The sequence below is a fragment of the Citrobacter sp. RHBSTW-00017 genome (assembly GCF_013797615.1).
GTDB lineage: Bacteria > Pseudomonadota > Gammaproteobacteria > Enterobacterales > Enterobacteriaceae > Citrobacter > Citrobacter braakii.
In genome coordinates this window covers 3368284-3389992 of sequence record NZ_CP056899.1, presented here as the reverse complement: position 1 = coordinate 3389992, position 21709 = coordinate 3368284, and the positions used below count along the sequence as shown (strand labels likewise).

The following is a 21709-nucleotide window of genomic DNA, read 5'->3' as shown; positions in this document are numbered from 1 at the left end:
TAACATGGTAAGCACAAATAAGCAACCGAGCTTTTATGCAGCATTGATGTTATTAGTGGCTATTTTTCTGGTTTTCTTCATTGGTATTGGGATTTTAAATTACCCAGTTGAATTTATCTTAATTGTTATTACGATTATTACAGGTTTTTTTGCCAGATACTATGGCGCGGGCTGGAAGGAAATTCTCCAGACTTTTATAGAAAAAATAAAAGATGCCGTCCCTGCAATGTTAATTCTACTGTCGATCGGTATGTTGATTGGATGCTGGATGGTTAGTGGTACCATTCCGTTAATGGTCTATTATGGCCTGGAAATTATCAACCCAGCTTACTTATATCTTACAGCTTTTTTAGTGACGGTTTGCATCTCGACATTTACAGGCACTTCATGGGGTTCCGCAGGAACAATTGGTGTGGCGTTGGTTGCCGTTGCTGCGGCGATGAATGTGTCATTGCCGATTACTGCTGGAGCCGTTATCTCCGGTGCCTATTTTGGTGATAAATTATCTCCTTTATCAGATACCACAAACATGGCCGCGTTAGCTGCGGGGGCTGAGCTTTATCAAAGTATTAGAAATATGTTGTATACATCGGTTCCTGCTTTTTTGTTTGCCTGCCTGGGGTTTTATATCGCGGGGTTAGATTTAAATGTGGTAAATTCAATCCAACTAGATACTATCCCGGTCATGAAAAAAGCGCTAAACTCATTATTCTGGCTTAACCCTTTATTAATATTACCGACATTGCTGGTCTTTATTGGTGCGATAAAAAAATGGGATACCATTATTGTTTTGATCGCATCTTCTTTTTTTGCTCTGGCAATATGCGCAATTTTTCAGCCGTTTACCATGATGGACCTTGTTCAAGCATCGATTAATGGCTTTAATACCAATATGATCAGCAATTTTTCAGATGTCGCGATGAATGAATCTACGACTAAAAATATTAATATATTGCTTAATCGTGGCGGTATGTATTCAATGGTTAGCCCAATTGTGGTTATGCTTTGTGCATTTATGTTCGCTTCGGCACTTGATGTTTCTGGTGGCCTTAATGTACTGCTTGGGCGACTGGTTCAGAAATTAAAAACGGTGACCAGTACTCTGTTGGCGACAATGTTCACAAGTTCTTTATTAGTTGCCTGCACTGGCAATGCAGTCATCAGTTTCTTTCTGGTGAAGAATATTTATGATCCTTGTTTTAAAAACAAAAAATTGCATATGGTTAATATGTCCCGATCAATGGAGTCTGGAGCCACGCTACTTGAAGGGCTTTTCCCTTGGACAATATCTGGTATGTTCATGGCGAAAACGCTGGGGGTGGCGACGCTGGATTATGCACCCTGGGTTTTGTTCAATTTAAGTTGCCTGGTTATGGCCGTATTCTTTGCCATTCTTGCCCGGTGGTCTAATTTTGGCACAAGATACGAAGAGCCAATATCCGCCGAGCAGGTACCTGTGCTGAGAGGTTAATGCAGTAAGCTACAATCCTCATTACGATGAGGATTGTATGCTAATCACGCACTTGGGATTACCCCAGCGCCTGTACCGCTTTCTCCAGCGCGTAATGCAATAGCTGGCGGTCATGGCGGTAGGGAATGTCGCTGGCTTCCAGCACTTCCTGAATAACAACGCGGTCGGTAACGGTGGATACATCTACTTTCGGGCCCACAACCACCGCATCAATCACTTTCCTGCCAACGTACTGTTCAATGATTGCCAGCTTATCGTTAAGCGTCAGGCTGGCTGCTGGCAGGCTTAACTCACGACCCAGATTGCCGATGTAGACCATCGGGGCAGGTGTGCGACGTAATGCCTGCGCCAATTCGTCGAGTAGCAGGAGCGGCATCAGGCTGGTGTAAAAACTGCCGGGTCCTATCAAAATCAAATCCGCTTCGGCGATAGCTTCAACTGCCTCCCGCGTGGTGGGGACTTTTGGCGACAGCATCAGTTCCTGAGGCGGGATGGTGAGCTGATCGATATTCACTTCGCCATAGACTTCATGTCCCTGATCGTCGATAGCCATCAGATCCACCGGCAGCTCCGACATCGGAATTAAATGTGCATCAACTTTCAGCAGGCTACGAATTAAATTGATGGCTTCCAGAGGCCGCACACTGAGGTGATCGAGCGCCTTTAACATCAGATTTCCGAGGTTATGCCCGGAAAGCTCACCATTACCGCCAAAACGATACTCAAACATGGCGGATGCAACGCTGGGTTGAGTAATTAACTGGTTCAGACAGTTACGCATGTCTCCCCAGGCAATCCCTCCTTCAGAGCGACGAATACGACCTGTCGACCCGCCGTTATCGGTCGTGGTGACGATCCCTGTCAGGCGTGAACCTAAAGGGGAAAGAGAGGAGAGAACGCGTCCCAGTCCATGCCCTCCGCCGAGAGCGACAACGCGGTCCAGATCTGCCAGCGTGCGAGTGCGCATATATTTTCCTGATATCAATTGATCGGCGCTACAGTAACGTAAATAGTGTGTTTTCAGCAATTATCCAGGCGGAATCTGGCGTAATTTTTTTCTGCGATCTACTCCTTTCTGACGAGATTCACCTGCCGGCAAGATGATGTATATCAATGCAAAACTGTGGTTTTTGCTTATTCTGTAGCGAAATTGCACGATTATGTCGCTATGTATGTGTTTATACAGCGAAAGTGTACATGGCAAAAGCGTCATTTACACGCTAGTATCGGCATAACCACAATGTACTCTGAATAATTTGAGTTGCAGGAAGGCAGTGAGGGAGAGAATCCCCCGTAAGCGGACATAAGTACGTGACTGGGGTGAATGAACAAAGCCCACGCTTCTGCAATTTGAAGTATGACGAGAATAAACACTCTAGCCTCTGCACCTGGGTCAAATGATACGGTGCTTTGGCCGTGACAATACTTGAATAAGTTTGTCACCAGGGCGTAGGAAGAAATGACTACGTCTCCCGTATTTGGAAAGGTGTACATGGGCTCTCAACTTACCGATGCTTTCGCACGTAAGTTTTACTACTTACGTTTGTCGATTACCGATGTGTGTAACTTTCGTTGCACCTACTGCCTGCCGGATGGCTATAAGCCCGGCGGTGTCACCAATAACGGCTTTTTGACCGTTGATGAAATTCGCCGCGTCACGCGCGCGTTCGCCAGTCTGGGAACGGAAAAAGTGCGTCTGACAGGGGGCGAACCTTCATTGCGTCGCGACTTTACCGACATTATCGCCGCCGTGCGCGAAAACCACGCCATCCGTCAGATTGCGGTGACCACTAATGGTTATCGTCTGGCGCGTGATGCCGCTGCCTGGCGCGATGCCGGACTGACCGCACTTAACGTCAGCGTCGACAGCCTCGATGCCCGTCAGTTTCACGCCATTACCGGGCAGGACAAATTTCAGCAGGTGATGGCAGGCATTGACGCCGCCTTTGATGCGGGTTTTGAAAAAGTGAAAGTCAATACCGTGCTGATGCGCGACGTAAACCATCATCAACTGGACACCTTCCTGGCGTGGGTTCAGCCCCGTCCTATCCAACTACGCTTTATTGAACTGATGGAAACGGGCGAGGGCAGCTCTCTCTTCCGTAAACACCATATCTCAGGCCAGGTCCTGCGCGATGAGCTGCTGCGTCGCGGCTGGATCCACCAGATCCGACAGCGCAGCGACGGCCCAGCTCAGGTTTTCTGTCATCCTGACTATGCTGGTGAAATTGGTCTGATCATGCCTTATGAGAAAGACTTCTGCGCCACCTGCAACCGTCTGCGCGTTTCCTCTGTCGGCAAGCTGCATCTGTGTTTATTTGGTGAAGGCGGCGTAAGCCTGCGTGATTTGCTGGAAGATGACGCTCAGCAGTCGGCGCTGGAAGAACGCATTTCAGCCGCGCTGCTGGAGAAAAAGCAGACTCATTTCCTGCATCAGAACAATACCGGTATTACGCAAAACTTATCTTACATTGGCGGCTGATCGCTAAAAGGAGTTTTTCATGAGTCAGGTAAGCGCTGAATTTATCCCGACACGCATTGCTATTCTTACTGTTTCCAACCGTCGCGGCGAAGAAGATGACACCTCCGGCCATTATCTGCGTGACTCGGCGCAAGAGGCGGGTCATCAGATTGTCGACAAGGCTATTGTCAAAGAGAACCGCTACGCCATTCGCGCCCAGGTTTCTGCATGGATTGCCAGTGAGGATGTGCAGGTCGTGCTCATTACAGGCGGCACGGGCTTAACCGAAGGGGACCAGGCGCCAGAAGCGCTGCAGCCGCTGTTCGACAGAGAAGTCGAAGGGTTTGGTGAAGTATTCCGTATGCTGTCGTTTGAAGAGATTGGCACCGCGACGCTGCAATCCCGGGCGATTGCCGGAGTGGCCAACAAAACGCTGATTTTCGCCATGCCTGGGTCGACTAAGGCGTGTCGTACCGCATGGGAAAATATCATTGCGCCGCAGCTCGATGCCCGTACGCGTCCGTGTAATTTCCACCCACATTTGAAGAAATAAGTATGTCGCAACTGACTCATATTAACGCCGCTGGCGAAGCGCATATGGTGGATGTCTCCGCCAAAGCGGAAACCGTACGCGAGGCGCGTGCAGAAGCATTCGTTACCATGCGTAGCGAAACGCTGGCGATGATTATCGACGGCAGCCACCATAAGGGCGACGTTTTCGCCACGGCGCGTATTGCCGGTATTCAGGCCGCCAAACGGACCTGGGATCTTATCCCGCTGTGCCATCCGCTGATGTTGAGCAAGGTTGAAGTTAATCTGCACGCCGAGCCGGAACACAACCGCGTACGCATTGAAACGCTGTGTCGCCTGACCGGGAAAACCGGCGTCGAAATGGAAGCGTTAACGGCGGCCTCCGTGGCGGCGTTGACCATCTACGATATGTGCAAAGCGGTGCAAAAGGATATGGTGATTGGTCCGGTGCGTCTGCTGGCTAAAAGCGGCGGTAAATCGGGAGATTTTAAGGTGGATGCGCATGATTAAGGTTCTTTTCTTTGCTCAGGTACGGGAATTGGTGAACACGGATGCGATAGAAGTCGCCGCTGAGTTTGCAACGGTAGAAGCGCTGCGCCGGAGTCTTGCGGCAAAAAGCGATCGCTGGGCGTTGGCGCTGGAAGACGGCAAGCTGCTGGCCGCGGTAAACCAGACGCTGGTCAGTTTTGACCATCGCCTTAAGGTGGGGGACGAAGTGGCTTTCTTCCCACCGGTAACCGGAGGCTAAGATGGCTGAAACGCGAATTGTTGTTGGTCATGCGCCGTTCAGCGTCGGGGATGAGTATCCCTGGCTGGCCGAACGCGATGAAGATGGCGCGGTGGTCACTTTCACCGGTAAAGTCCGCAATCACAATCTCGGCGATAGCGTGCAGGCGTTAACGCTGGAACACTATCCGGGAATGACCGAAAAAGCGCTGGCGGAGATTGTCGACGAAGCGCGTGCGCGCTGGCCGCTGGGACGAGTAACGGTCATTCATCGCATTGGCGAACTGTGGCCGGGTGACGAAATCGTTTTTGTTGGCGTGACCAGTGCGCATCGCAGTAGCGCGTTTGATGCCGGGCAGTTCATTATGGATTATCTGAAAACCCGCGCACCGTTCTGGAAGCGCGAGGCCACGCCAGAAGGTGAGCGCTGGGTTGATGCCCGCGACAGCGATAAGCTAGCAGCAAAACGCTGGTAGAGTACAATTGGTGTAGGCTCATACTGATTCAGGAGATTGTCATGGACCGATTCCCACGATCCGATTCTATTGTACAGGCCCGTTCCGGCCTGCAAACGTATATGGCGCAGGTGTACGGCTGGATGACCTGCGGACTGTTGCTGACGGCGTTTATCGCCTGGTATGCGGCAAATACGCCCGCGGTGATGATGTTTGTCTTCTCCAGCAAAATCACCTTCTTTGGACTGATCATCGCCCAGCTAGCGCTGGTGTTCGTCCTGTCCGGCATGGTGCAAAGGCTCAGCGCGGGAATGGCGACCACGCTGTTTATGCTCTATTCGGCATTAACCGGGCTGACGCTATCAAGCATTTTTATCGTCTATACCTACTCGTCTATCGCCAGCACCTTCGTGGTCACCGGCGGGATGTTCGGGATCATGAGTTTGTACGGCTACACCACCAAACGCGATCTCAGCGGTTTCGGCAATATGCTGTTTATGGCGCTGATCGGTATTGTGCTGGCCTCGCTGGTTAACTTCTGGTTGAAGAGCGAAGCGCTGATGTGGGCGGTGACCTATATTGGGGTGATTGTGTTTGTCGGCCTGACCGCTTATGACACGCAGAAGCTGAAAAATATCGGTGAGCAGATCGACCTGCGTGACAGCTCCAATCTGCGTAAATACGCGATTCTTGGGGCCTTAACGCTGTATCTGGACTTCATCAACCTGTTCCTGATGCTGCTGCGTATCTTCGGCAATCGTCGTTAATTCTCTGTTGCCGGATGGCGTAAGCCGCCATCCGGTGAATCATTTCGCCATCGCCTTCTCGTTTTTTACCCGCAACTTTTTCGCCCGACTCTCCAGCAGCAAATAGCACATCAGCGCCAGCAGCAGCGGAATAAAATAGTACAGCACGCGATACGCGAGCAGGGCGGCAATGATTGTCCCCTGAGAGGTATTCTCTCCTGCCAGCAGCGCCATAAAGACCGCCTCCAGCACACCAATCCCCGCCGGAATATGCACGATAACACCGGCAATACTGCTCACCAGTAGTACGCCCAGCACGAAGAAATAGTTGATATTCTGACCCAGCAACAGCCAGATAATCGCCCCCATTACCATCCAGTTAGTACCGGATATCGCCATTTGCGCGAGGGCAAATTTCCAGGAGGGCAGTACCAGTTTTTGGCCCTTGATGGTGATGTGGCGATGTTTAGCGAAAGCGCAAAACCACAGATAAACAACAATCATCAGCAGCAGCGCAATGCCTAAGAGGCGTAGCGTACCTTCATCGATATACCAGTGCGCGGGCAGTTCAACAACGCCGAAAGTGAAAATAAAACCGCCCAGCAGAATATAGCCCAGCCAGTTGGTGGTAATGCTCAGTGAAAAAATTCGCGTAATTGTGCTCCCCGGTAATCCGAGACGCGAGTAGAGACGATAACGCATCCCTATACCGCCCACCCATGTGCTTAACGTCAGGTTGAAGGCGTAACAGATAAACGACACCAGCATGACCTGGCGTTTTGCCAGCTTGTGCCCGCAGTAGTAGCGCCCGAGCAAGTCATAGCAGCCGTAAAGTAAATAACTGACGATCACCAGCCCTACGGCGCTGAGCAGGGCGATCCGATTGTAATCGCGAATTACCGTCCACACTTCCTGCCAGTTGACCTTACTGGCATAAACGACCAGCAATACGATGACCGCAATAAAAAATAGCCATGTGAGGATCTTTTTCGCTAAGCGCCAGCGTCGGTGGTTTTTTGGCATCAGGTTTCCCCTCCTGCATCCTCAGTTGGAATACGATCCTGGGTTTCCAGAGTTGGCTGTGCGGGGGGGGCTACCTCGGCCAGATGCGGGGTATGCGCCGGTAGCCAGCCGACCAGCGCCGGGAAGTGGCGTAAAAAGTGGAAGGCCAGCACGCTTTTGGTCAGGTTCCACCAGGTGCGTTTTGGCAGCATTGATTCATCAACTCGCTTGCAGTCCTGCGCAATAATGGGGTTCAGGTTGTCACGCAGGGTCTGGTTAAACGTGCGGTCATGAATAATAAGATTTGCCTCCAGATTGAGCGACAGACTGAGCGGGTCGAGATTGCTGGAACCTACCGTCGCCCAATGATCGTCCATTAGCGCGACTTTACCATGCAGGGGCTTACGCCGGTATTCATAGACATGGACGCCGCCTTTAACCAGATAGTTATACAGCAGGCGGGCACCCACTTTCACAATCGGCATATCCGGTTCACCCTGGACGATGAGTTTTACCCGAACGCCGCGTCGCGCAGCTTTTCGTAGGGCATGCAGCAGGCGATAACCCGGAAAGAAATAGGCATTGGCAATGATCACTTCCCGCCGGGCCTGGGTCAGCATTTTCAAATAGTGGCGTTCAATATCATCGCGATGCTCTTCGTTATCGCGCCAGACAAACAGCGCCTGCGCTTCGCCTGGCCGATGATTCTCAATTGCCCGGTGATGACGTCGCCACCAGCGTCGTACGGCGCTCTGTCCCGGTAAGTTATCCAGCACGAATTTCAGGATGTCGGCCACGACAGGACCTTCCACGCGAACGGCATAATCCTGCTTGGCCTCGGGACCGTAATCAGACATGTGTTCAGCGGAATAATTAATACCGCCGACAAAGGCAACACGATCATCAATGACCACAATTTTGCGATGCATACGGCGAAAGAGATTGGTGCGCATACCGAACAGACGCGGGCGCGGATCGTAGTAGCGGAAAACAACGCCTGCTACGGTCAACTCTTCGACAAAACTGTCGCTAAGATCCGGCGAGCCGTAACCGTCCAGCAGCACCTCTGCTTGGATTCCGCGCTGGGCGGCTCCGAGCAAGGCGGCATGCAGCTGTTTTCCGACCGCATCTTCAAACCAGATAAAGGTCTCAAGGATAATTTTTTGCTGTGCCTGTGCAATGGCGTCAAAGACGGCGGGATAGTATTGATCGCCGTTTTCCAGCAGCTGAATTTGATTGCCTTCACGCCAGCCATTTTTCATAAATGAATCTCCGCACTCAGGGGGGCATGATCGGACAAATGTCGCCAGTGACGCAGCGCCAGCGTCGTTGGGGTACTGGCATTCGCGTTTTTCACATAGATCCTGTCCAGACGCAGCAGGGGAAACTGCACCGGAAACGTCCGCGCCGGGCGACCGTGGGCGCGGGTAAAAATCTCGTCAAGGCCGGCCCTGGCTTTCAACGGGTGATTGGCCGTTTGCCGCCAGTCGTTAAAATCTCCGGCGATCACCACGGGCTCCGCGTCGGGCAGGGCATTGACCCAGTCAGCCAGCATAGCGAGCTGGGCCTGACGGTGTGCTTCACGCAAACCGAGATGCACGCACATGACATGAATTGGGTGCGAGAGCATTGGCGGCACGATGCGGCAGTAGAGGACCCCGCGCTTTTCACTCGCGCCGACGGACACATCGCGATTTTCATAATGTTCAATAGGATAACGCGACAGCACCGCGTTACCGTGATGCCCTTGCGAGTACACGGCGTTACGCCCGTAGGCGAAGTCGCTCCACATGGTGTCCGCCAGAAATTCGTAGTGGGTGGTATCCGGCCAGTTTTCAATCTGCAGCGAGTGAGCATCGTGCGCGCCCATGACTTCCTGCAGGCAGACAATATCTGCACCGACCGTTCTGACAGCCTCCCGTAGCTCAGGCAAAATAAAACGCCGGTTGAAGGCGGTGAACCCTTTGTGAGTATTAATGGTGAGCACATTGAATGAAAATTGAACTCCCGATCCGCTCATGAGCCTCCCGTTGGCGTTACTTCCTAAATAAAATAGTGTAGTCGTCGTCACAAAAAGATGCGGTGTTGCGGAATTTTCCGTAAAGTCCGGTACTCTGAATAATTAGTTGAAAATCCTTCAGGAGAAAAGCCATGAGGTGGCAACAACGTGTTCGTGTCGCAACGGGTCTAAGTTGCTGGCAGATTGTGTTGCATTTACTGGTAGTGGCGTTGCTGGTAATGGGCTGGATGAGCGGTACGCTGGTGCGCGTCGGCCTGGGATTATGCGTCGTTTACGGCGTAACGGTTTTATTAATGCTGGCCTTGCAACGTCACCATGAACAGCGCTGGCGAGACGTAGCTGATGTGCTGGAAGAACTGACTACCACGTGGTATTTCGGTGCCGCGATGATCGTACTGTGGTTGCTGTCGCGCGTGCTGCAAAACAACGTCTTGCTGGCCCTGGCGGGGCTGGTGATCCTTGCCGGACCCGCCGTGGTCTCGCTGTTGGCGAAAGACAAAAAGCTACATCACCTTGCGTCTAAACATCGCATACGCCGCTGAGCCGGTCGTGGCCGCTATCACCAACAGCGGCCACAAACTTCCCCACACAATCTGCAGACTCGCATCCTTCAGGTAAATCTGTTTCGTGATGTCCGTAAAATGGCGGATTGGGTTTATCCACGTCAGATTCTGTAGCCAGACCGGCATATTTTCGACCGGCGAGACGTAGCCTGAAAGTAAAATCGCCGGCATCATAAACACAAACACGCCGATAAACGCCTGCTGCTGGGTGGCACACAGTGATGAAATCAGCAGACCAAAGCCGACCAGCGACAGCCCGTAAATCACCATCGTGAAATAGAACAACCCCAGTGAACCGGCAAACGGAATGTGATAAGCCCAGATGCCGATCGCCAGCACAATGGTGGCCTGAAACGTTGCCACAATTAACGCGGGCACCGCTTTACCGATGAATATCTGCCAGGTGGTAAGCGGGGAGACCAGCAGCTGATCCAGCGTGCCTTGCTCGCGCTCGCGGGCAACCGAGAGCGAAGTGACGATCATGACGCCGATGGTGGTGATCATGGCGATCAGCGACGGAACCACAAACCATTTGTAATCCAGATTCGGGTTATACCAGTTACGCACCACCAGCTCGCTGTTGTTCGGTTTCGGCTTGCCGTCCATCAGCTCCTGCTGATACTCCTTAACGATCTGCTGCAGATAATTCGCGGCAATTTGCGCACTGTTAGAGTTACGCCCGTCGAGAATAATCTGCATGGGAGCCTGCTTGAAGGTATCCAGATTACGCGAAAAGTTGGCCGGGAAGCGCACCAGCAACAGGGCTTTTTGCGTGTCGATGGTGGGCTGGATCTCCTGCGGGCTTTTCAGCAGCAGAACGTGCGTAAAGGCGCTGGCGCGAGCGAAGCGCTGGGTTAGTTCCACCGAATGTTTACCGTTGTCTTCGTTATAGATAGCGATAGTGGCGTTGGTGACTTCCAGCGTGGCCGCGAACGGGAACAGAATAACCTGAATCAGCACCGGTAAAATCAGAATGGCTCGCGTCTGCGGTTCACGTAACAGCGATTGCAGCTCTTTACGAATTAATGTCCATAAGCGATGAAACATGCCCGTCCCCTTAATCCAGCCGACGTTTGGTTTTAAGCCACGTCAGGCCAATAAACATCACCGCCGAAGCGATTAAAAACAGCACGTTGATAATCAGCACCACCGGAATATTTCCCGCCAGAAACAGGCTTTGTAGGGTGCTGACGAAATAACGAGCCGGAATAATATAGGTTACTGCCCGGATAATCGCCGGCATGCTGTCTATCTGGAAGATAAAACCTGACAGCATAATCGAGGGCAGGAAGGCGGCGTTTAGCGCGACCTGCGCGGCGTTAAACTGGTTGCGGGTGATGGTGGAGATAAGCAACCCCATGCCGAGCGTGCTGAGCAGGAACAGGCTGGTAATGAAAAACAGGATCAGCAACGAACCGCGATAGGGCACGCCGAGAATAAACACCGACACCAGCATACACAGCAGCATCGCCAGCATGCCCAGAAAGTAATAGGGGATCAGTTTACACAGCAGCAGTTCGACGCGGGTGACTTCGGTAGACAACAGCGCTTCCATGGTTCCGCGCTCCCATTCGCGCGCCACCACTAATGAGGTGAGGATAGCGCCAATAACCGTCATGATGATGGTTACCGCCCCGGGAATAATAAAATGTTGGCTGATGGCCGCCGGGTTAAACCAGTAGCGTGTCTGCACGTCGATCAAAGGTTCAAATGATTCTCCGCGATCTTCCGCCCGCTGTTGTTGCCAAATCTGCCAGATGCCTTCGACATAACCCTGCACAAAGTTAGCGGTATTCGGTTCACTGCCGTCGGTGATCACCTGGATCGGCGCCACGTCGTTGGGGCGCGCCATCTGCTGGGCGAAATCCACCGGGATCACCACCAGCCCGCGAATGCGCCCGGCCTGCATTTTCTCAATCAATTCCTGACGGTTATCGCTGATGGTGGCGTCAATATACGGTGAACCGGTCATGGTATGGGTAAAATCCAGCGCCTCTTCGCTTTGCTGTTCGAGCAAAATCCCTACCCGCAGCTTGCTGGAGTCGAGGTTGATCCCGTAGCCGAAGATAAACAGCAGCAGCAGCGGGATTACCACCGCAATCAGCCAACTGCTGGGATCGCGGACGATCTGGCGCGTCTCTTTCACGCACAGCGCGCGTACGCGACGCCAGGAGAGAACGGAGTTACTCATGCGTATGCTCCTTATCCCAGTCATTGATTAGCGTGATAAAGGCCTGTTCCATGGTCGGGTCTGGCGTCTCACTGTCAGCAGCCTGAGCTTTCAGGTCGTCCGGCGTACCGCTGGCAATCAGTTTGCCGCGATACACCAGCCCGATGCGATCGCAGTATTCTGCCTCATCCATAAAGTGGGTGGTCACCATCACCGTGACGCCTTTTTCCACCATGCTGTTGATATGTAACCAGAACTCCCGACGGGTGAGGGGATCGACCCCGGAAGTGGGTTCATCGAGGAACAGAATGTCGGGTTCATGCATCAGCGAACAGGCCAGCGCCAGGCGCTGTTTAAAGCCCAGCGGCAGTTCGTCGGTGGCGTGGGAGGCGATACTCTTCAGGCCGAATGCCTCGCTCATCCGCTCGATTTTCTCCTTCTGCGCCCGACCGCGCAGGCCGTAGACGCCGGAGAAAAAGCGCAGGTTCTGTTCAACCGTCAGGTTGCCATACAGGGAGAATTTTTGCGCCATATAGCCCAGATGCTGGCGCGCTTTACCGGAGCTGACCTTCAGGTCCATGTCCAGCACCAGCGCTTTACCCGAGGTGGGGACCAGCAGGCCGCACATCATTTTAAAGGTGGTGGATTTGCCCGCGCCGTTGGGTCCTAACAAACCAAAAATCTCGCCGCGCTGCACGGCAAAGTCTACGTGGTCGGTAGCGGCAAAATCGCCAAATTTTTTGGTCAGCGCTTTGGCTTCGATCACCGTTTCACCTGGCGTGCCTTCCACGGTATGCAGGATAGCGCCCAGCGGGGACTCCGATGTTCCGGCCCCGCCGAGTAAATCGATAAAGGCATCCTCGAAGCGGGGGGCGGTTTCGTTGATGGTTATCTTCGGCATGCCGTCAGCGTTTTGAATCTGCTGGGCCGTCGCTTCTTTTTTCAGGATTAAGCGGACGGATTTCCCCTGAATCATCCCGTCGCTAACCTGCGGCAGTTTTAACGTGCGTTGCAGCAGTCGGCGGTTATTTTCCTGCGAACTGCTCATCAGGAAGCTGCGACCCGACATGGTTTGCGTAAGCTGAGTGGGATCGCCCTGATACAGCAATTCACCTTCGTTCATCAGCAGCACATCACGGCATTGTTCAGCTTCATCCAGATACGAAGTGCTCCAGAGGATCAGCATGCCGTCCCCGGCCAGCTCATGAACCATTTGCCACAGTTCGCGACGGGAAATAGGGTCGACGCCCACGCCAGGCTCATCCAGCAGTAACACGCTGGGTTCACCGACCAGCGTACAGGCAAGTCCGAGCTTCTGCTTCATGCCGCCGGAAAGCTTGCCGGCCAGTCGTCCGGTAAACGGCCCCAGCGAGGTAAATTCCAGTAGCCGGGCAAAGGTTTTTTCTCGCGCTTCACCGGTAACGCTACGTAAATCTGCATAGAGATTGAGGTTCTCCATGACGGTCAAATCTTCATACAGACCAAATTTCTGCGGCATGTAACCCAGTACCGCATGCAGCGCGCTGTCGTCTTTGATGGGATCAAAACCAATCACCGTTGCGCTACCGGCGTCGGGTTTCAACAGCCCTGCCAGCATTCGCATCAGCGTGGTTTTGCCAGCGCCATCCGGCCCGACCAGCCCGGTCACGTAGCCCGCATGAACGGTACAGTCGAGCGGGGCGACGGCCGGTTTATCCATTCCGGCAAAGTTTTTCGTCAGTCCATTCAGCGTAATGACGGCGTCATTCATGCCGTGCCTCATCGCTGAACTTTATCGTTACCGGCATTCCCTGGCGCAGCGCATCGTCCGCGTCGGTCACCACAATACGCAGGCGATAAACCAGGTCGGTGCGCAGGTCAGGGGTCTCGACTGTTTTTGGGGTAAACTCCGCGGTGGGCGACACGAAGCCGATTTTACCGTGATACGGTTTGTCCGGACGGCCATCGGTGTAAAGCAGGATTTCGCGTCCTGGCTGCGCCTGGCTCAGATTTTGTTCGTCAACGTAGGCGCGAACCCATACCGGACGCGTGAGTGACAGCGTCAGTACCGTGCCCCCTTCGTTCAACATGCTGCCGGGTTCGACCGCACGGGTGAGTAACGTGCCGTCAGACGGCGAGGTCAGCGTGGTGTCATGCAAATTAAGCTCTGCCTGGGCCAGCTCGGCCTGAGCTTGTTCGAGCGTGGCTTTCGCCTGCTCAATGTCCTGAACACGATTACCGCTGCGGTATTGGCTGAGTTTATCCTGTGCGGACTTCAGAGAGGCCAGCGCCTGATCGCGTGATGAACGGGCGTTTTCCAGATCGTTGGCGGAGATAGTGCGGCTTTTCCACAATCCCACCTGCCGATTGTAAAAGTTTTGCGCGTAATCATAGGCTGCCTGCGCCTGTTTGACTGCCGCTGCGGTTTGCGCGATCTCCTCTTCACGATACCCTGCCAGCATCAGATCGTATTGCGCCTGGGCGGCGGCAACATTCGCTTTTGCCTGCATTAATGCGTTTTCGTACGGTGCACGGTCCAGTTCGCCCAGCACCTGACCGGCGGTAATGGCATCGCCTTCGTCAACCGCCAGCGAGGCCAGCCTGCCGCCGACGCGAAAACTCAGGTTGACGCTACGGATATCGACATTGCCGTACAGCGTCAGACCGTTATCTTGCCGACTTTGATACCACCACGTTCCACCGGCAATCACGGCAACGAGGGCCGCGATGACCAGCCCGAGAACGACAGGTTTTTTCATGACTCCAGACTCCTTTGCGTTAAACCTTGCAGAATAAGATCGATGTGACAGGTGATCGTTTGGTCAATCAGCGCGGTTTTATCCTCATCAAATTGTGACCAGCCCGTACGCAACAGAATGGTTTCTTTCCCCAGACGAAAGGCCAGTACCTCGCCGAGTAGGGCGTGGGTGTGCAGGATCATTTGGGTATCGTTGGCATCGCCGCCGGTATAGGCAGCAATCAGGCGCGTCAGGTGAGTATGTAGCGGATTGATAACCTGGTCGTGCACCAGTTGATAAGCCGCGGTGGGGGAAAGCTGTTCGCGCGAAATAAATTTGCTCAGGTTAACGGTATCGTCCTGGGTTAACAGCATGATCATATTTTTGCAGGCGCGGAGGATCAGTTCGCGCATCGCGCCACGATCCGGTTCCGGCTGAGCAAACAGACGCTCGGCTTCTTCAGCATGCGGGCGAAACTGTGAGCCGATAAAATCCGCAATCCACTGGGCGCAGGCGAGATATAAATCCTCTTTTGAGCCAAAATAGTAGGTGATGGCAGCAATATTTTGCCCGGCTTGCGCGGCGATATCGCGAGTAGTGGCGTGCAGACCATACTCGCCAAACTGCGCCAGCGCGGCGGCAATAAGCTGATTTTTCGCCTGTTCACCTTTGGTTGTCATGGTGGGTGTATTCATAGCACGACTCAGATCTTAATCAATCGATTGATTAAGATTATGACTGATGTGTAACCTTGTCCAGTCCGGACCGTTATTTTTCAGCGCAGGGATAATTTATGCGGCACATCACAAAAACTGCTACACTCCGCCCCTTCATGACATTGTGGTTTTTGTCATCTTTATTATATGTATCTCCCTGAAAACGACACCGGTAACGGTCAGGGTGGTTCGGAGTTGTTATGTCTTTTGATTCCCTTGGTTTAAACCCTGATATTTTACGTGCCGTTGCCGAGCAGGGTTACCGTGAACCTACCCCTATTCAGCAGCAGGCGATCCCTGCCGTGCTGGAAGGCCGCGATCTGATGGCCAGCGCCCAGACCGGTACGGGGAAAACGGCAGGTTTTACCCTGCCGCTGTTGCAGCACCTGATTACCCATCAGCCGCATGGCAAAAGCCGTCGTCCGGTGCGTGCGCTGATCCTTACGCCAACTCGCGAACTGGCGGCCCAGATTGGCGAAAACGTACGTGATTACAGTAAGTATCTGAATATTCGCTCGCTGGTGGTCTTCGGCGGCGTGAGCATTAACCCGCAGATGATGAAGCTGCGTGGCGGTGTGGATGTGCTGATCGCCACGCCAGGTCGTTTGCTCGATCTGGAACACCAGAATGCGGTGAAACTGGATCAGGTTGAGATTCTGGTACTGGATGAAGCTGACCGCATGCTGGATATGGGCTTTATTCATGATATCCGTCGCGTTCTGGCGAAACTGCCGGCGAAACGCCAGAACCTGCTGTTCTCAGCAACGTTCTCTGATGATATTAAGTCGCTGGCCGAAAAGCTGCTGCACAATCCGCTGGAAATCGAAGTGGCGCGCCGTAATACCGCGTCAGAGCAGGTGACTCAGCACGTTCATTTCGTTGATAAAAAGCGTAAACGTGAACTGTTATCGCAGATGATCGGTCAGGGCAACTGGCAGCAGGTGCTGGTGTTTACCCGTACCAAACATGGTGCAAACCATCTGGCGGAACAGCTGAATAAAGACGGCATCCGCAGCGCGGCGATCCACGGTAACAAATCTCAGGGGGCGCGTACGCGTGCGCTGGCTGATTTTAAATCCGGTGATATTCGTGTGCTGGTGGCGACCGATATTGCCGCGCGCGGTCTGGATATTGAAGAGCTGCCGCACGTGGTGAACTACGAGCTGCCAAACGTCCCGGAAGATTACGTGCACCGTATTGGTCGTACCGGTCGTGCGGCCGCTACCGGCGAAGCGTTGTCTCTGGTGTGCGTTGATGAACACAAGCTGCTGCGTGACATCGAGAAGCTGCTGAAAAAAGAGATCCCGCGAATTGCGATGCCAGGCTACGAGCCAGACCCGTCCATCAAAGCCGAGCCGATCCAGAATGGTCGCCAGCAGCGTGGCGGCGGTGGTCGCGGTCAGGGTGGAGCTGGGCGTGGTCAGCAGCCGCGTCGTCAGGATGGCGGTGCGCCAAAAGCGAAACCGCGTAGCGGCGAAGGCAAACCGGCGGGCGATAAGCCTCGTCCACCGCGCCGTCCGCGCAAACCGTCTACAGCGCAGTAATTGCGAGCCCGGCCGAAAGGTCGGGCTTTTCTTTTTGCGACACGTATCAGAAAGTGCCACAATAGTGGCTGTTTATACAGTATTTCAGGTTTTCTCATGGCACTAACGGCTGCGCTAAAAGCGCAAATTGCCGCCTGGTATAAGGCGCTTCAGGAACAGATCCCCGACTTTATTCCCCGTGCGCCGCAGCGGCAGATGATTGCTGACGTCGCGAAAACGCTCACTGGGGAAGAAGGGCGGCATCTGGCGATTGAAGCGCCGACAGGGGTGGGGAAAACGCTGTCGTACCTGATTCCCGGTATTGCCATAGCGCGTGAAGAACAAAAAACGCTGGTGGTCAGTACCGCCAACGTTGCTTTACAGGATCAGATCTACAGCAAAGATTTACCGCTGCTGCGCAAAATTATCCCCGATCTGCGTTTTACCGCCGCGTTTGGTCGCGGGCGTTACGTCTGCCCGCGTAATTTAGCGGCGCTGGCCAGTAGCGAACCCAATCAGCAGGATCTGTTGGCCTTTCTCGACGATGACCTGACGCCCAACAACCAGGAAGAACAAAAGCGCTGCGCCAGGCTAAAAGGCGATCTCGACAGCTACAAGTGGGACGGGCTGCGCGATCACACGGATATCGCTATCGACGACGGACTCTGGCAGCGCCTGAGCACTGATAAAGCCAGCTGTTTGAATCGTAACTGTCACTACTATCGTGAATGCCCCTTTTTTGTCGCCCGCCGTGAGATTCAGGAAGCAGAAGTGGTGGTGGCTAACCACGCGCTGGTGATGGCGGCCATGGAAAGCGAAGCTGTTTTGCCGGAGCCGAAGAACCTGCTGCTGGTCCTTGATGAAGGTCACCATTTGCCGGACGTCGCGCGCGATGCGCTGGAGATGAGCGCAGAAATCAGCGCCCCCTGGTATCGGCTGCAGTTGGATCTGTTTTGCAAATTAGTAGCCACCTGCCTGGAACAGTTTCGCCCAAAAACCACGCCGCCGCTGGCGAATGCCGAGCGTCTGAACGGTCACTGTGAGGAACTGTATGAGCTGATTTCATCGCTCAATAACATTCTTAATCTGTATATGCCTGCGACCCAGGAGGCGGAACACCGTTTCGCGATGGGCGAACTGCCTGCGGAAGTGATGGAGATTTGTCAGCGTCTGGCGAAGCTAACAGAAATGCTGCGCGGTCTGGCGGAACTGTTCCTCAACGATCTCAGCGAAAAAACCGGCACCCACGATATTGTGCGTCTGCATCGGGTTATTTTGCAGATGAATCGGGCTTTGGGCATGTTTGAGGCGCAAAGCAAACTGTGGCGGCTGGCTTCGCTCGCGCAGTCGTCAGGCGCGCCGGTGAGTAAATGGGCGACGCGCGAAGTGCGTGACGGGCAGATCCACGTCTGGTTCCACTGTGTGGGGATCCGTGTGAGCGATCAGCTTGAACGACTGCTGTGGCGCAGCGTACCGCATATTATCGTGACCTCCGCCACGCTGCGTTCGCTCAACAGCTTCTCGCGTTTGCAGGAGATGAGCGGGCTGAAAGAAAAAGCAGGGGACCGGTTTATCGCGCTGGATTCACCGTTTAATCACGTTGAGCAAGGCAAAATCGTCATTCCGCAGATGCGCTACGAACCGTCAATTGATAACGAAGAGCAGCATATCGCGGAAATGGCCGCCTATTTCCGCGAACAGCTGGAAAGTAAAAAGCATCAGGGCATGCTGGTACTCTTTGCCAGCGGTCGGGCAATGCAGCGTTTTCTTGAGCACGTTACCGATCTGCGCCTGCTGTTGCTGGTACAGGGCGACCAGCCGCGCTATCGACTGGTGGAGCTGCACCGCAAGCGGGTGAACAACGGCGAGCGTAGCGTACTGATTGGGCTGCAATCTTTTGCCGAAGGTCTGGATTTGAAAGGCGACTTGCTGACCCAGGTGCATATTCACAAAATTGCTTTTCCGCCTATCGACAGCCCGGTGGTGATCACCGAGGGCGAGTGGCTGAAAAGCCTGAACCGCTACCCCTTTGAGGTGCAGAGCTTGCCCGCGGCATCGTTCAATTTGATCCAGCAGGTTGGGCGACTCATTCGTAGCCACGGCTGCTGGGGAGAAGTGGTTATTTATGACAAGCGTTTATTGACCAAAAGCTATGGCAAGCGTTTACTGAACGCATTACCCATATTTCCGATAGAGCAACCTGCTGTGCCAGACGTTATAGTAAAACCAAAAGAAAAAGCGAAACCCACGCGTCGCCGTCGGCGTTAACGATGCGAGCAACAGGCAAGGAGTTATCGATGGATTACCGCAAAATCATCAAAGAGATTGGGCGAGGAAAAAATCACGCGCGTGACCTGGATAAGGATACTGCTCGCGGACTGTATACCCATATGATGAACGGCGAGGTGCCCGATCTTGAGATGGGCGGTGTACTGATTGCGCTGCGTATTAAAGGCGAAGGCGAAGCGGAGATGCTGGGCTTTTACGAAGCGATGCAGAACCACACCATTCGCCTGACTCCGCCAGTGGCCAAACCCATGCCGATTGTCATTCCCAGCTACAATGGCGCGCGCAAGCAGGCAAATTTGACTCCGCTGCTGGCGATTTTACTGCATAAACTGGGCTTCCCGGTGGTGGTGCACGGTGTCAGCGAGGATCCAACCCGCGTGCTGACTGAAACCATTTTTGAACTGATGGGGATTGCGCCGACGCTGCATGCCGGGCAGGCGCAGGCAAAGCTGGATGGTCATGAGCCGGTGTTTATCCCGGTGAGTGCGCTGTGTCCTCCGCTGGAAAAACAGCTGGCGATGCGCTGGCGAATGGGCGTGCGTAACAGTGCGCATACGCTGGCTAAATTAGCCACGCCGTTTGCCGAAGATGCCGCGCTGCGTCTTTCCAGCGTTTCCCACCCGGAATACGTATCGCGCGTGGCGAAATTTTTCGGCGATACCGGTGGGCGTGCCCTGTTGATGCACGGTACCGAGGGTGAAGTGTACGCCAACCCGCAGCGCTGCCCGCAGATAAGCCTGATAGATTCGTCCGGCGTGCGAGTGCTACAGGACCGGCAGAGCGAGATGCCCGATGAGCCGGTCCCACTGCCGGTGGCTAAAGACCCGGAAACTACCGCGCGCTGGATTGAGCGTTGTCTGGCGGGCAGTGAGCCGGTTCCGGCATCGCTGAAAATCCAGATGGCCTGCTGCCTGGTAGCAACCGGTGAATCCGCGACGCTGGCTGAAGGACTTGGCCGCGTCGAGCAAAGCTTCTGATTTTTCTTTCTCCCGACGGGTCATTTGCCTGGCCCGTCGCTTCACGCCTTCCGGCAACGTGAAATTTCTGCACGTTTATTGATCTCCTGAGCGCTGTGGCGCAGCATAGTTTGTTGAAAAATAAGAAACACAATCAACACGCGACATAACAGGAGATAACAATGAACAGTGGACATCGCTTCCATGTGCCAACGCTGCACGCCTTTATCCAGGCCGTTTTTCACCAGATGGGAAGCAATGAGCTGGAGGCGCGGCTGGTGGCCGATCATCTGATAGCCTCTAACCTCGCCGGCCACGACTCCCACGGTATCGGCATGATCCCAAGCTATATTCGCTCATTTTCGCAGGGACACCTGCAGATCAACCGTCATGCCAAAGTGGTCAACGATGCGGGAGCGGTGATTACGCTTGACGGCGACTGCGCATTTGGTCAGGTGGCGGCCCACGAGGCAATTACGCTTGGGATCGAAAAAGCGCGCCAGCACGGTATCGCTGCTGTGGCATTACATAATTCGCACCATATTGGACGCATTGGCTACTGGGCGGAGCAATGTGCGGCGGCGGGTTTTGTTTCGGTGCACTTTGTGAATGTGGTAGGGATCCCGATGGTCGCACCGTTTCATGGCCGCGATAGTCGATTTGGCACCAACCCCTTCTGCGTGGTGTTCCCGCGTAAAAATACGTTCCCGTTGTTGCTGGACTATGCAACCAGCGCCATCGCGTTTGGCAAAACCCGTGTGGCATGGCACAAGGGTGAGCCGGTGGCTCCGGGATGCCTGATTGATGCTAATGGGGTACCCACAACCGATCCCGCCGTAATGCAGGTCTCTCCGCTGGGGTCGTTGCTGACCTTCGCCCAACACAAAGGTTATGCGCTGGCGGCAATGTGCGAAATTATGGGGGGAGCGCTTTCTGGTGGTAAAACCACACATGAAGAGAGCCTGCAGACCAGCGCGGACGCCATCATTAACTGTATGACGACCATCATTATGAATCCGGAACTGTTTGGCGCGCCGGACTGCGACAACCAGGTCGCGGCATTTGCTAAGTGGGTGAAAGCGTCCCCCCATGCTGAAGATGCCCCGATCCTGTTGCCAGGGGAGTGGGAGGTGAATACTCGTGAAGAACGGCTGGAGCAAGGTATTCCGCTGGATGCCGGAAGCTGGCAGGCGATTTGCGAGGCGGCGTTGCAAATAGGGATGCCAGACGCCGTGTTGCAGGAATTCCGTCAACGACTGGAACACTAAGCAAAAAAAAGCCCGTCCAGTGGCGGACGGGCAAACAAAGGGTAACAAACAGGGTCAATGAGGGTTGGAGCATTGGGTCGTACAGGTAATCTTTC

At 53.9% G+C, this 21709-nt stretch carries 21 protein-coding genes and 1 riboswitch; of the genes, 12 read left to right on the top strand and 9 right to left on the bottom strand.

Annotated features, from left to right (window positions below):
* The first annotated feature begins 4 nt into the window (after positions 1-4).
* Positions 5-1471: a Na+/H+ antiporter NhaC gene (gene nhaC / locus HV037_RS16485; protein ID WP_049043054.1), complete on the top strand. Its 1467-nt coding sequence runs from the start codon at positions 5-7 to the stop codon at positions 1469-1471.
* A 58-nt stretch (positions 1472-1529) separates the two neighbouring features.
* Here nhaC and yvcK read toward each other — a convergent pair whose 3' ends face one another.
* Positions 1530-2438, bottom strand: coding sequence for a uridine diphosphate-N-acetylglucosamine-binding protein YvcK (yvcK, locus tag HV037_RS16480; protein ID WP_016152345.1), 909 nt, complete (start codon positions 2436-2438; stop codon positions 1530-1532).
* Between the two features lie 392 nt (positions 2439-2830).
* A riboswitch (molybdenum cofactor riboswitch) is annotated at positions 2831-2976 on the top strand.
* Here yvcK and moaA point away from each other — a divergent pair.
* From moaA to HV037_RS16450, 6 genes are all read left to right on the top strand, one after another.
* A complete protein-coding gene (gene moaA / locus HV037_RS16475; RefSeq protein ID WP_016152346.1) occupies positions 2964-3953 on the top strand; it encodes a GTP 3',8-cyclase MoaA in 990 nt (329 codons plus the stop codon). It overlaps the preceding riboswitch by 13 nt.
* Positions 3954-3972: 19 nt before the next feature.
* Complete coding sequence (gene moaB / locus HV037_RS16470) at positions 3973-4485, top strand: molybdenum cofactor biosynthesis protein B (RefSeq protein ID WP_016152347.1); 513 nt, start codon at positions 3973-3975, stop codon at positions 4483-4485.
* Between the two features lie 2 nt (positions 4486-4487).
* Complete coding sequence (gene moaC, locus HV037_RS16465) at positions 4488-4973, top strand: cyclic pyranopterin monophosphate synthase MoaC (protein ID WP_003035188.1); 486 nt, start codon at positions 4488-4490, stop codon at positions 4971-4973.
* Complete coding sequence (moaD, locus tag HV037_RS16460; RefSeq protein WP_103283654.1) at positions 4966-5211, top strand: molybdopterin synthase sulfur carrier subunit; 246 nt, start codon at positions 4966-4968, stop codon at positions 5209-5211. Before moaC ends, moaD begins: the two co-directional genes overlap by 8 nt.
* A gap of 1 nt (position 5212) precedes the next feature.
* Positions 5213-5665, top strand: a complete 453-nt coding sequence (moaE, locus tag HV037_RS16455; RefSeq protein ID WP_046274634.1) for a molybdopterin synthase catalytic subunit MoaE — start codon at positions 5213-5215, stop codon at positions 5663-5665.
* Positions 5666-5706: 41 nt separating this feature from the next.
* Positions 5707-6411 (top strand): Bax inhibitor-1/YccA family protein, encoded by a 705-nt coding sequence (locus tag HV037_RS16450; RefSeq protein WP_003831536.1) that lies wholly within the window; start codon positions 5707-5709, stop codon positions 6409-6411.
* Positions 6412-6450: 39 nt separating this feature from the next.
* On the opposite strand, the gene HV037_RS16445 is transcribed toward HV037_RS16450, so the two are convergent.
* Genes HV037_RS16445 through HV037_RS16435 form a run of 3 tightly spaced genes read right to left on the bottom strand, consistent with a single transcriptional unit; the run spans position 6451 to position 9412 of the window.
* Positions 6451-7413: a YbhN family protein gene (locus tag HV037_RS16445; RefSeq protein ID WP_016152350.1), complete on the bottom strand. Its 963-nt coding sequence runs from the start codon at positions 7411-7413 to the stop codon at positions 6451-6453.
* Complete coding sequence (clsB, locus tag HV037_RS16440; RefSeq protein ID WP_016156056.1) at positions 7413-8654, bottom strand: cardiolipin synthase ClsB; 1242 nt, start codon at positions 8652-8654, stop codon at positions 7413-7415. The genes HV037_RS16445 and clsB overlap by 1 nt, the downstream gene beginning before the upstream one ends.
* Positions 8651-9412 carry an endonuclease/exonuclease/phosphatase family protein gene (locus HV037_RS16435; RefSeq protein WP_047415253.1) on the bottom strand — a complete coding sequence of 254 codons (762 nt, stop codon included), beginning with the start codon at positions 9410-9412 and terminating at the stop codon, positions 8651-8653. The genes clsB and HV037_RS16435 overlap by 4 nt, the downstream gene beginning before the upstream one ends.
* Positions 9413-9543: 131 nt before the next feature.
* On the opposite strand from HV037_RS16435, the gene HV037_RS16430 reads away from it, so the two are divergent.
* A complete protein-coding gene (locus HV037_RS16430) occupies positions 9544-9954 on the top strand; it encodes a YbhQ family protein (protein WP_016152353.1) in 411 nt (136 codons plus the stop codon).
* Here the strand turns inward: HV037_RS16430 and HV037_RS16425 are convergent.
* From HV037_RS16425 to cecR, 5 genes are read right to left on the bottom strand one after another with little or no spacing between them, the layout of a single operon-like run.
* A complete protein-coding gene (locus HV037_RS16425) occupies positions 9916-11022 on the bottom strand; it encodes an ABC transporter permease (protein WP_016156058.1) in 1107 nt (368 codons plus the stop codon). The genes HV037_RS16430 and HV037_RS16425 overlap by 39 nt on opposite strands.
* 10 nt (positions 11023-11032) lie before the next feature.
* A complete protein-coding gene (locus HV037_RS16420) occupies positions 11033-12166 on the bottom strand; it encodes an ABC transporter permease (protein WP_016156059.1) in 1134 nt (377 codons plus the stop codon).
* Positions 12159-13895 carry an ATP-binding cassette domain-containing protein gene (locus tag HV037_RS16415; protein ID WP_103283655.1) on the bottom strand — a complete coding sequence of 579 codons (1737 nt, stop codon included), beginning with the start codon at positions 13893-13895 and terminating at the stop codon, positions 12159-12161. The genes HV037_RS16420 and HV037_RS16415 overlap by 8 nt, the downstream gene beginning before the upstream one ends.
* Complete coding sequence (hlyD, locus tag HV037_RS16410; protein ID WP_047415256.1) at positions 13888-14883, bottom strand: secretion protein HlyD; 996 nt, start codon at positions 14881-14883, stop codon at positions 13888-13890. The genes HV037_RS16415 and hlyD overlap by 8 nt, the downstream gene beginning before the upstream one ends.
* Positions 14880-15557 carry a transcriptional regulator CecR gene (gene cecR / locus HV037_RS16405; RefSeq protein ID WP_016152358.1) on the bottom strand — a complete coding sequence of 226 codons (678 nt, stop codon included), beginning with the start codon at positions 15555-15557 and terminating at the stop codon, positions 14880-14882. The genes hlyD and cecR overlap by 4 nt, the downstream gene beginning before the upstream one ends.
* A 221-nt stretch (positions 15558-15778) precedes the next feature.
* Between cecR and rhlE the strand changes: the two genes are divergently transcribed.
* The 4 genes from rhlE (at position 15779) to HV037_RS16385 (ending at position 21614) form a co-directional block, all read left to right on the top strand.
* Positions 15779-17122, top strand: a complete 1344-nt coding sequence (gene rhlE, locus HV037_RS16400) for an ATP-dependent RNA helicase RhlE (RefSeq protein WP_047415258.1) — start codon at positions 15779-15781, stop codon at positions 17120-17122.
* A gap of 96 nt (positions 17123-17218) precedes the next feature.
* Positions 17219-19369: an ATP-dependent DNA helicase DinG gene (dinG, locus tag HV037_RS16395; protein WP_019076347.1), complete on the top strand. Its 2151-nt coding sequence runs from the start codon at positions 17219-17221 to the stop codon at positions 19367-19369.
* Positions 19370-19398: 29 nt separating this feature from the next.
* Positions 19399-20367, top strand: a complete 969-nt coding sequence (gene ybiB, locus HV037_RS16390; RefSeq protein ID WP_049043045.1) for a DNA-binding protein YbiB — start codon at positions 19399-19401, stop codon at positions 20365-20367.
* 161 nt (positions 20368-20528) lie between these two features.
* A complete protein-coding gene (locus tag HV037_RS16385) occupies positions 20529-21614 on the top strand; it encodes a malate/lactate/ureidoglycolate dehydrogenase (protein ID WP_016152362.1) in 1086 nt (361 codons plus the stop codon).
* The last annotated feature ends 95 nt before the right edge of the window (positions 21615-21709 follow it).

Coding starts and splice junctions, on each gene's coding strand:
- nhaC (WP_049043054.1), top strand. CDS start 5: ATGGTAAGCACAAATAAGCAACCGAGCTTTTATGCAGCATTGATGTTA.
- yvcK (WP_016152345.1), bottom strand. CDS start 2,438: ATGCGCACTCGCACGCTGGCAGATCTGGACCGCGTTGTCGCTCTCGGC.
- moaA (WP_016152346.1), top strand. CDS start 2,964: ATGGGCTCTCAACTTACCGATGCTTTCGCACGTAAGTTTTACTACTTA.
- moaB (WP_016152347.1), top strand. CDS start 3,973: ATGAGTCAGGTAAGCGCTGAATTTATCCCGACACGCATTGCTATTCTT.
- moaC (WP_003035188.1), top strand. CDS start 4,488: ATGTCGCAACTGACTCATATTAACGCCGCTGGCGAAGCGCATATGGTG.
- moaD (WP_103283654.1), top strand. CDS start 4,966: ATGATTAAGGTTCTTTTCTTTGCTCAGGTACGGGAATTGGTGAACACG.
- moaE (WP_046274634.1), top strand. CDS start 5,213: ATGGCTGAAACGCGAATTGTTGTTGGTCATGCGCCGTTCAGCGTCGGG.
- HV037_RS16450 (WP_003831536.1), top strand. CDS start 5,707: ATGGACCGATTCCCACGATCCGATTCTATTGTACAGGCCCGTTCCGGC.
- HV037_RS16445 (WP_016152350.1), bottom strand. CDS start 7,413: ATGCCAAAAAACCACCGACGCTGGCGCTTAGCGAAAAAGATCCTCACA.
- clsB (WP_016156056.1), bottom strand. CDS start 8,654: ATGAAAAATGGCTGGCGTGAAGGCAATCAAATTCAGCTGCTGGAAAAC.
- HV037_RS16435 (WP_047415253.1), bottom strand. CDS start 9,412: ATGAGCGGATCGGGAGTTCAATTTTCATTCAATGTGCTCACCATTAAT.
- HV037_RS16430 (WP_016152353.1), top strand. CDS start 9,544: ATGAGGTGGCAACAACGTGTTCGTGTCGCAACGGGTCTAAGTTGCTGG.
- HV037_RS16425 (WP_016156058.1), bottom strand. CDS start 11,022: ATGTTTCATCGCTTATGGACATTAATTCGTAAAGAGCTGCAATCGCTG.
- HV037_RS16420 (WP_016156059.1), bottom strand. CDS start 12,166: ATGAGTAACTCCGTTCTCTCCTGGCGTCGCGTACGCGCGCTGTGCGTG.
- HV037_RS16415 (WP_103283655.1), bottom strand. CDS start 13,895: ATGAATGACGCCGTCATTACGCTGAATGGACTGACGAAAAACTTTGCC.
- hlyD (WP_047415256.1), bottom strand. CDS start 14,883: ATGAAAAAACCTGTCGTTCTCGGGCTGGTCATCGCGGCCCTCGTTGCC.
- cecR (WP_016152358.1), bottom strand. CDS start 15,557: ATGAATACACCCACCATGACAACCAAAGGTGAACAGGCGAAAAATCAG.
- rhlE (WP_047415258.1), top strand. CDS start 15,779: ATGTCTTTTGATTCCCTTGGTTTAAACCCTGATATTTTACGTGCCGTT.
- dinG (WP_019076347.1), top strand. CDS start 17,219: ATGGCACTAACGGCTGCGCTAAAAGCGCAAATTGCCGCCTGGTATAAG.
- ybiB (WP_049043045.1), top strand. CDS start 19,399: ATGGATTACCGCAAAATCATCAAAGAGATTGGGCGAGGAAAAAATCAC.
- HV037_RS16385 (WP_016152362.1), top strand. CDS start 20,529: ATGAACAGTGGACATCGCTTCCATGTGCCAACGCTGCACGCCTTTATC.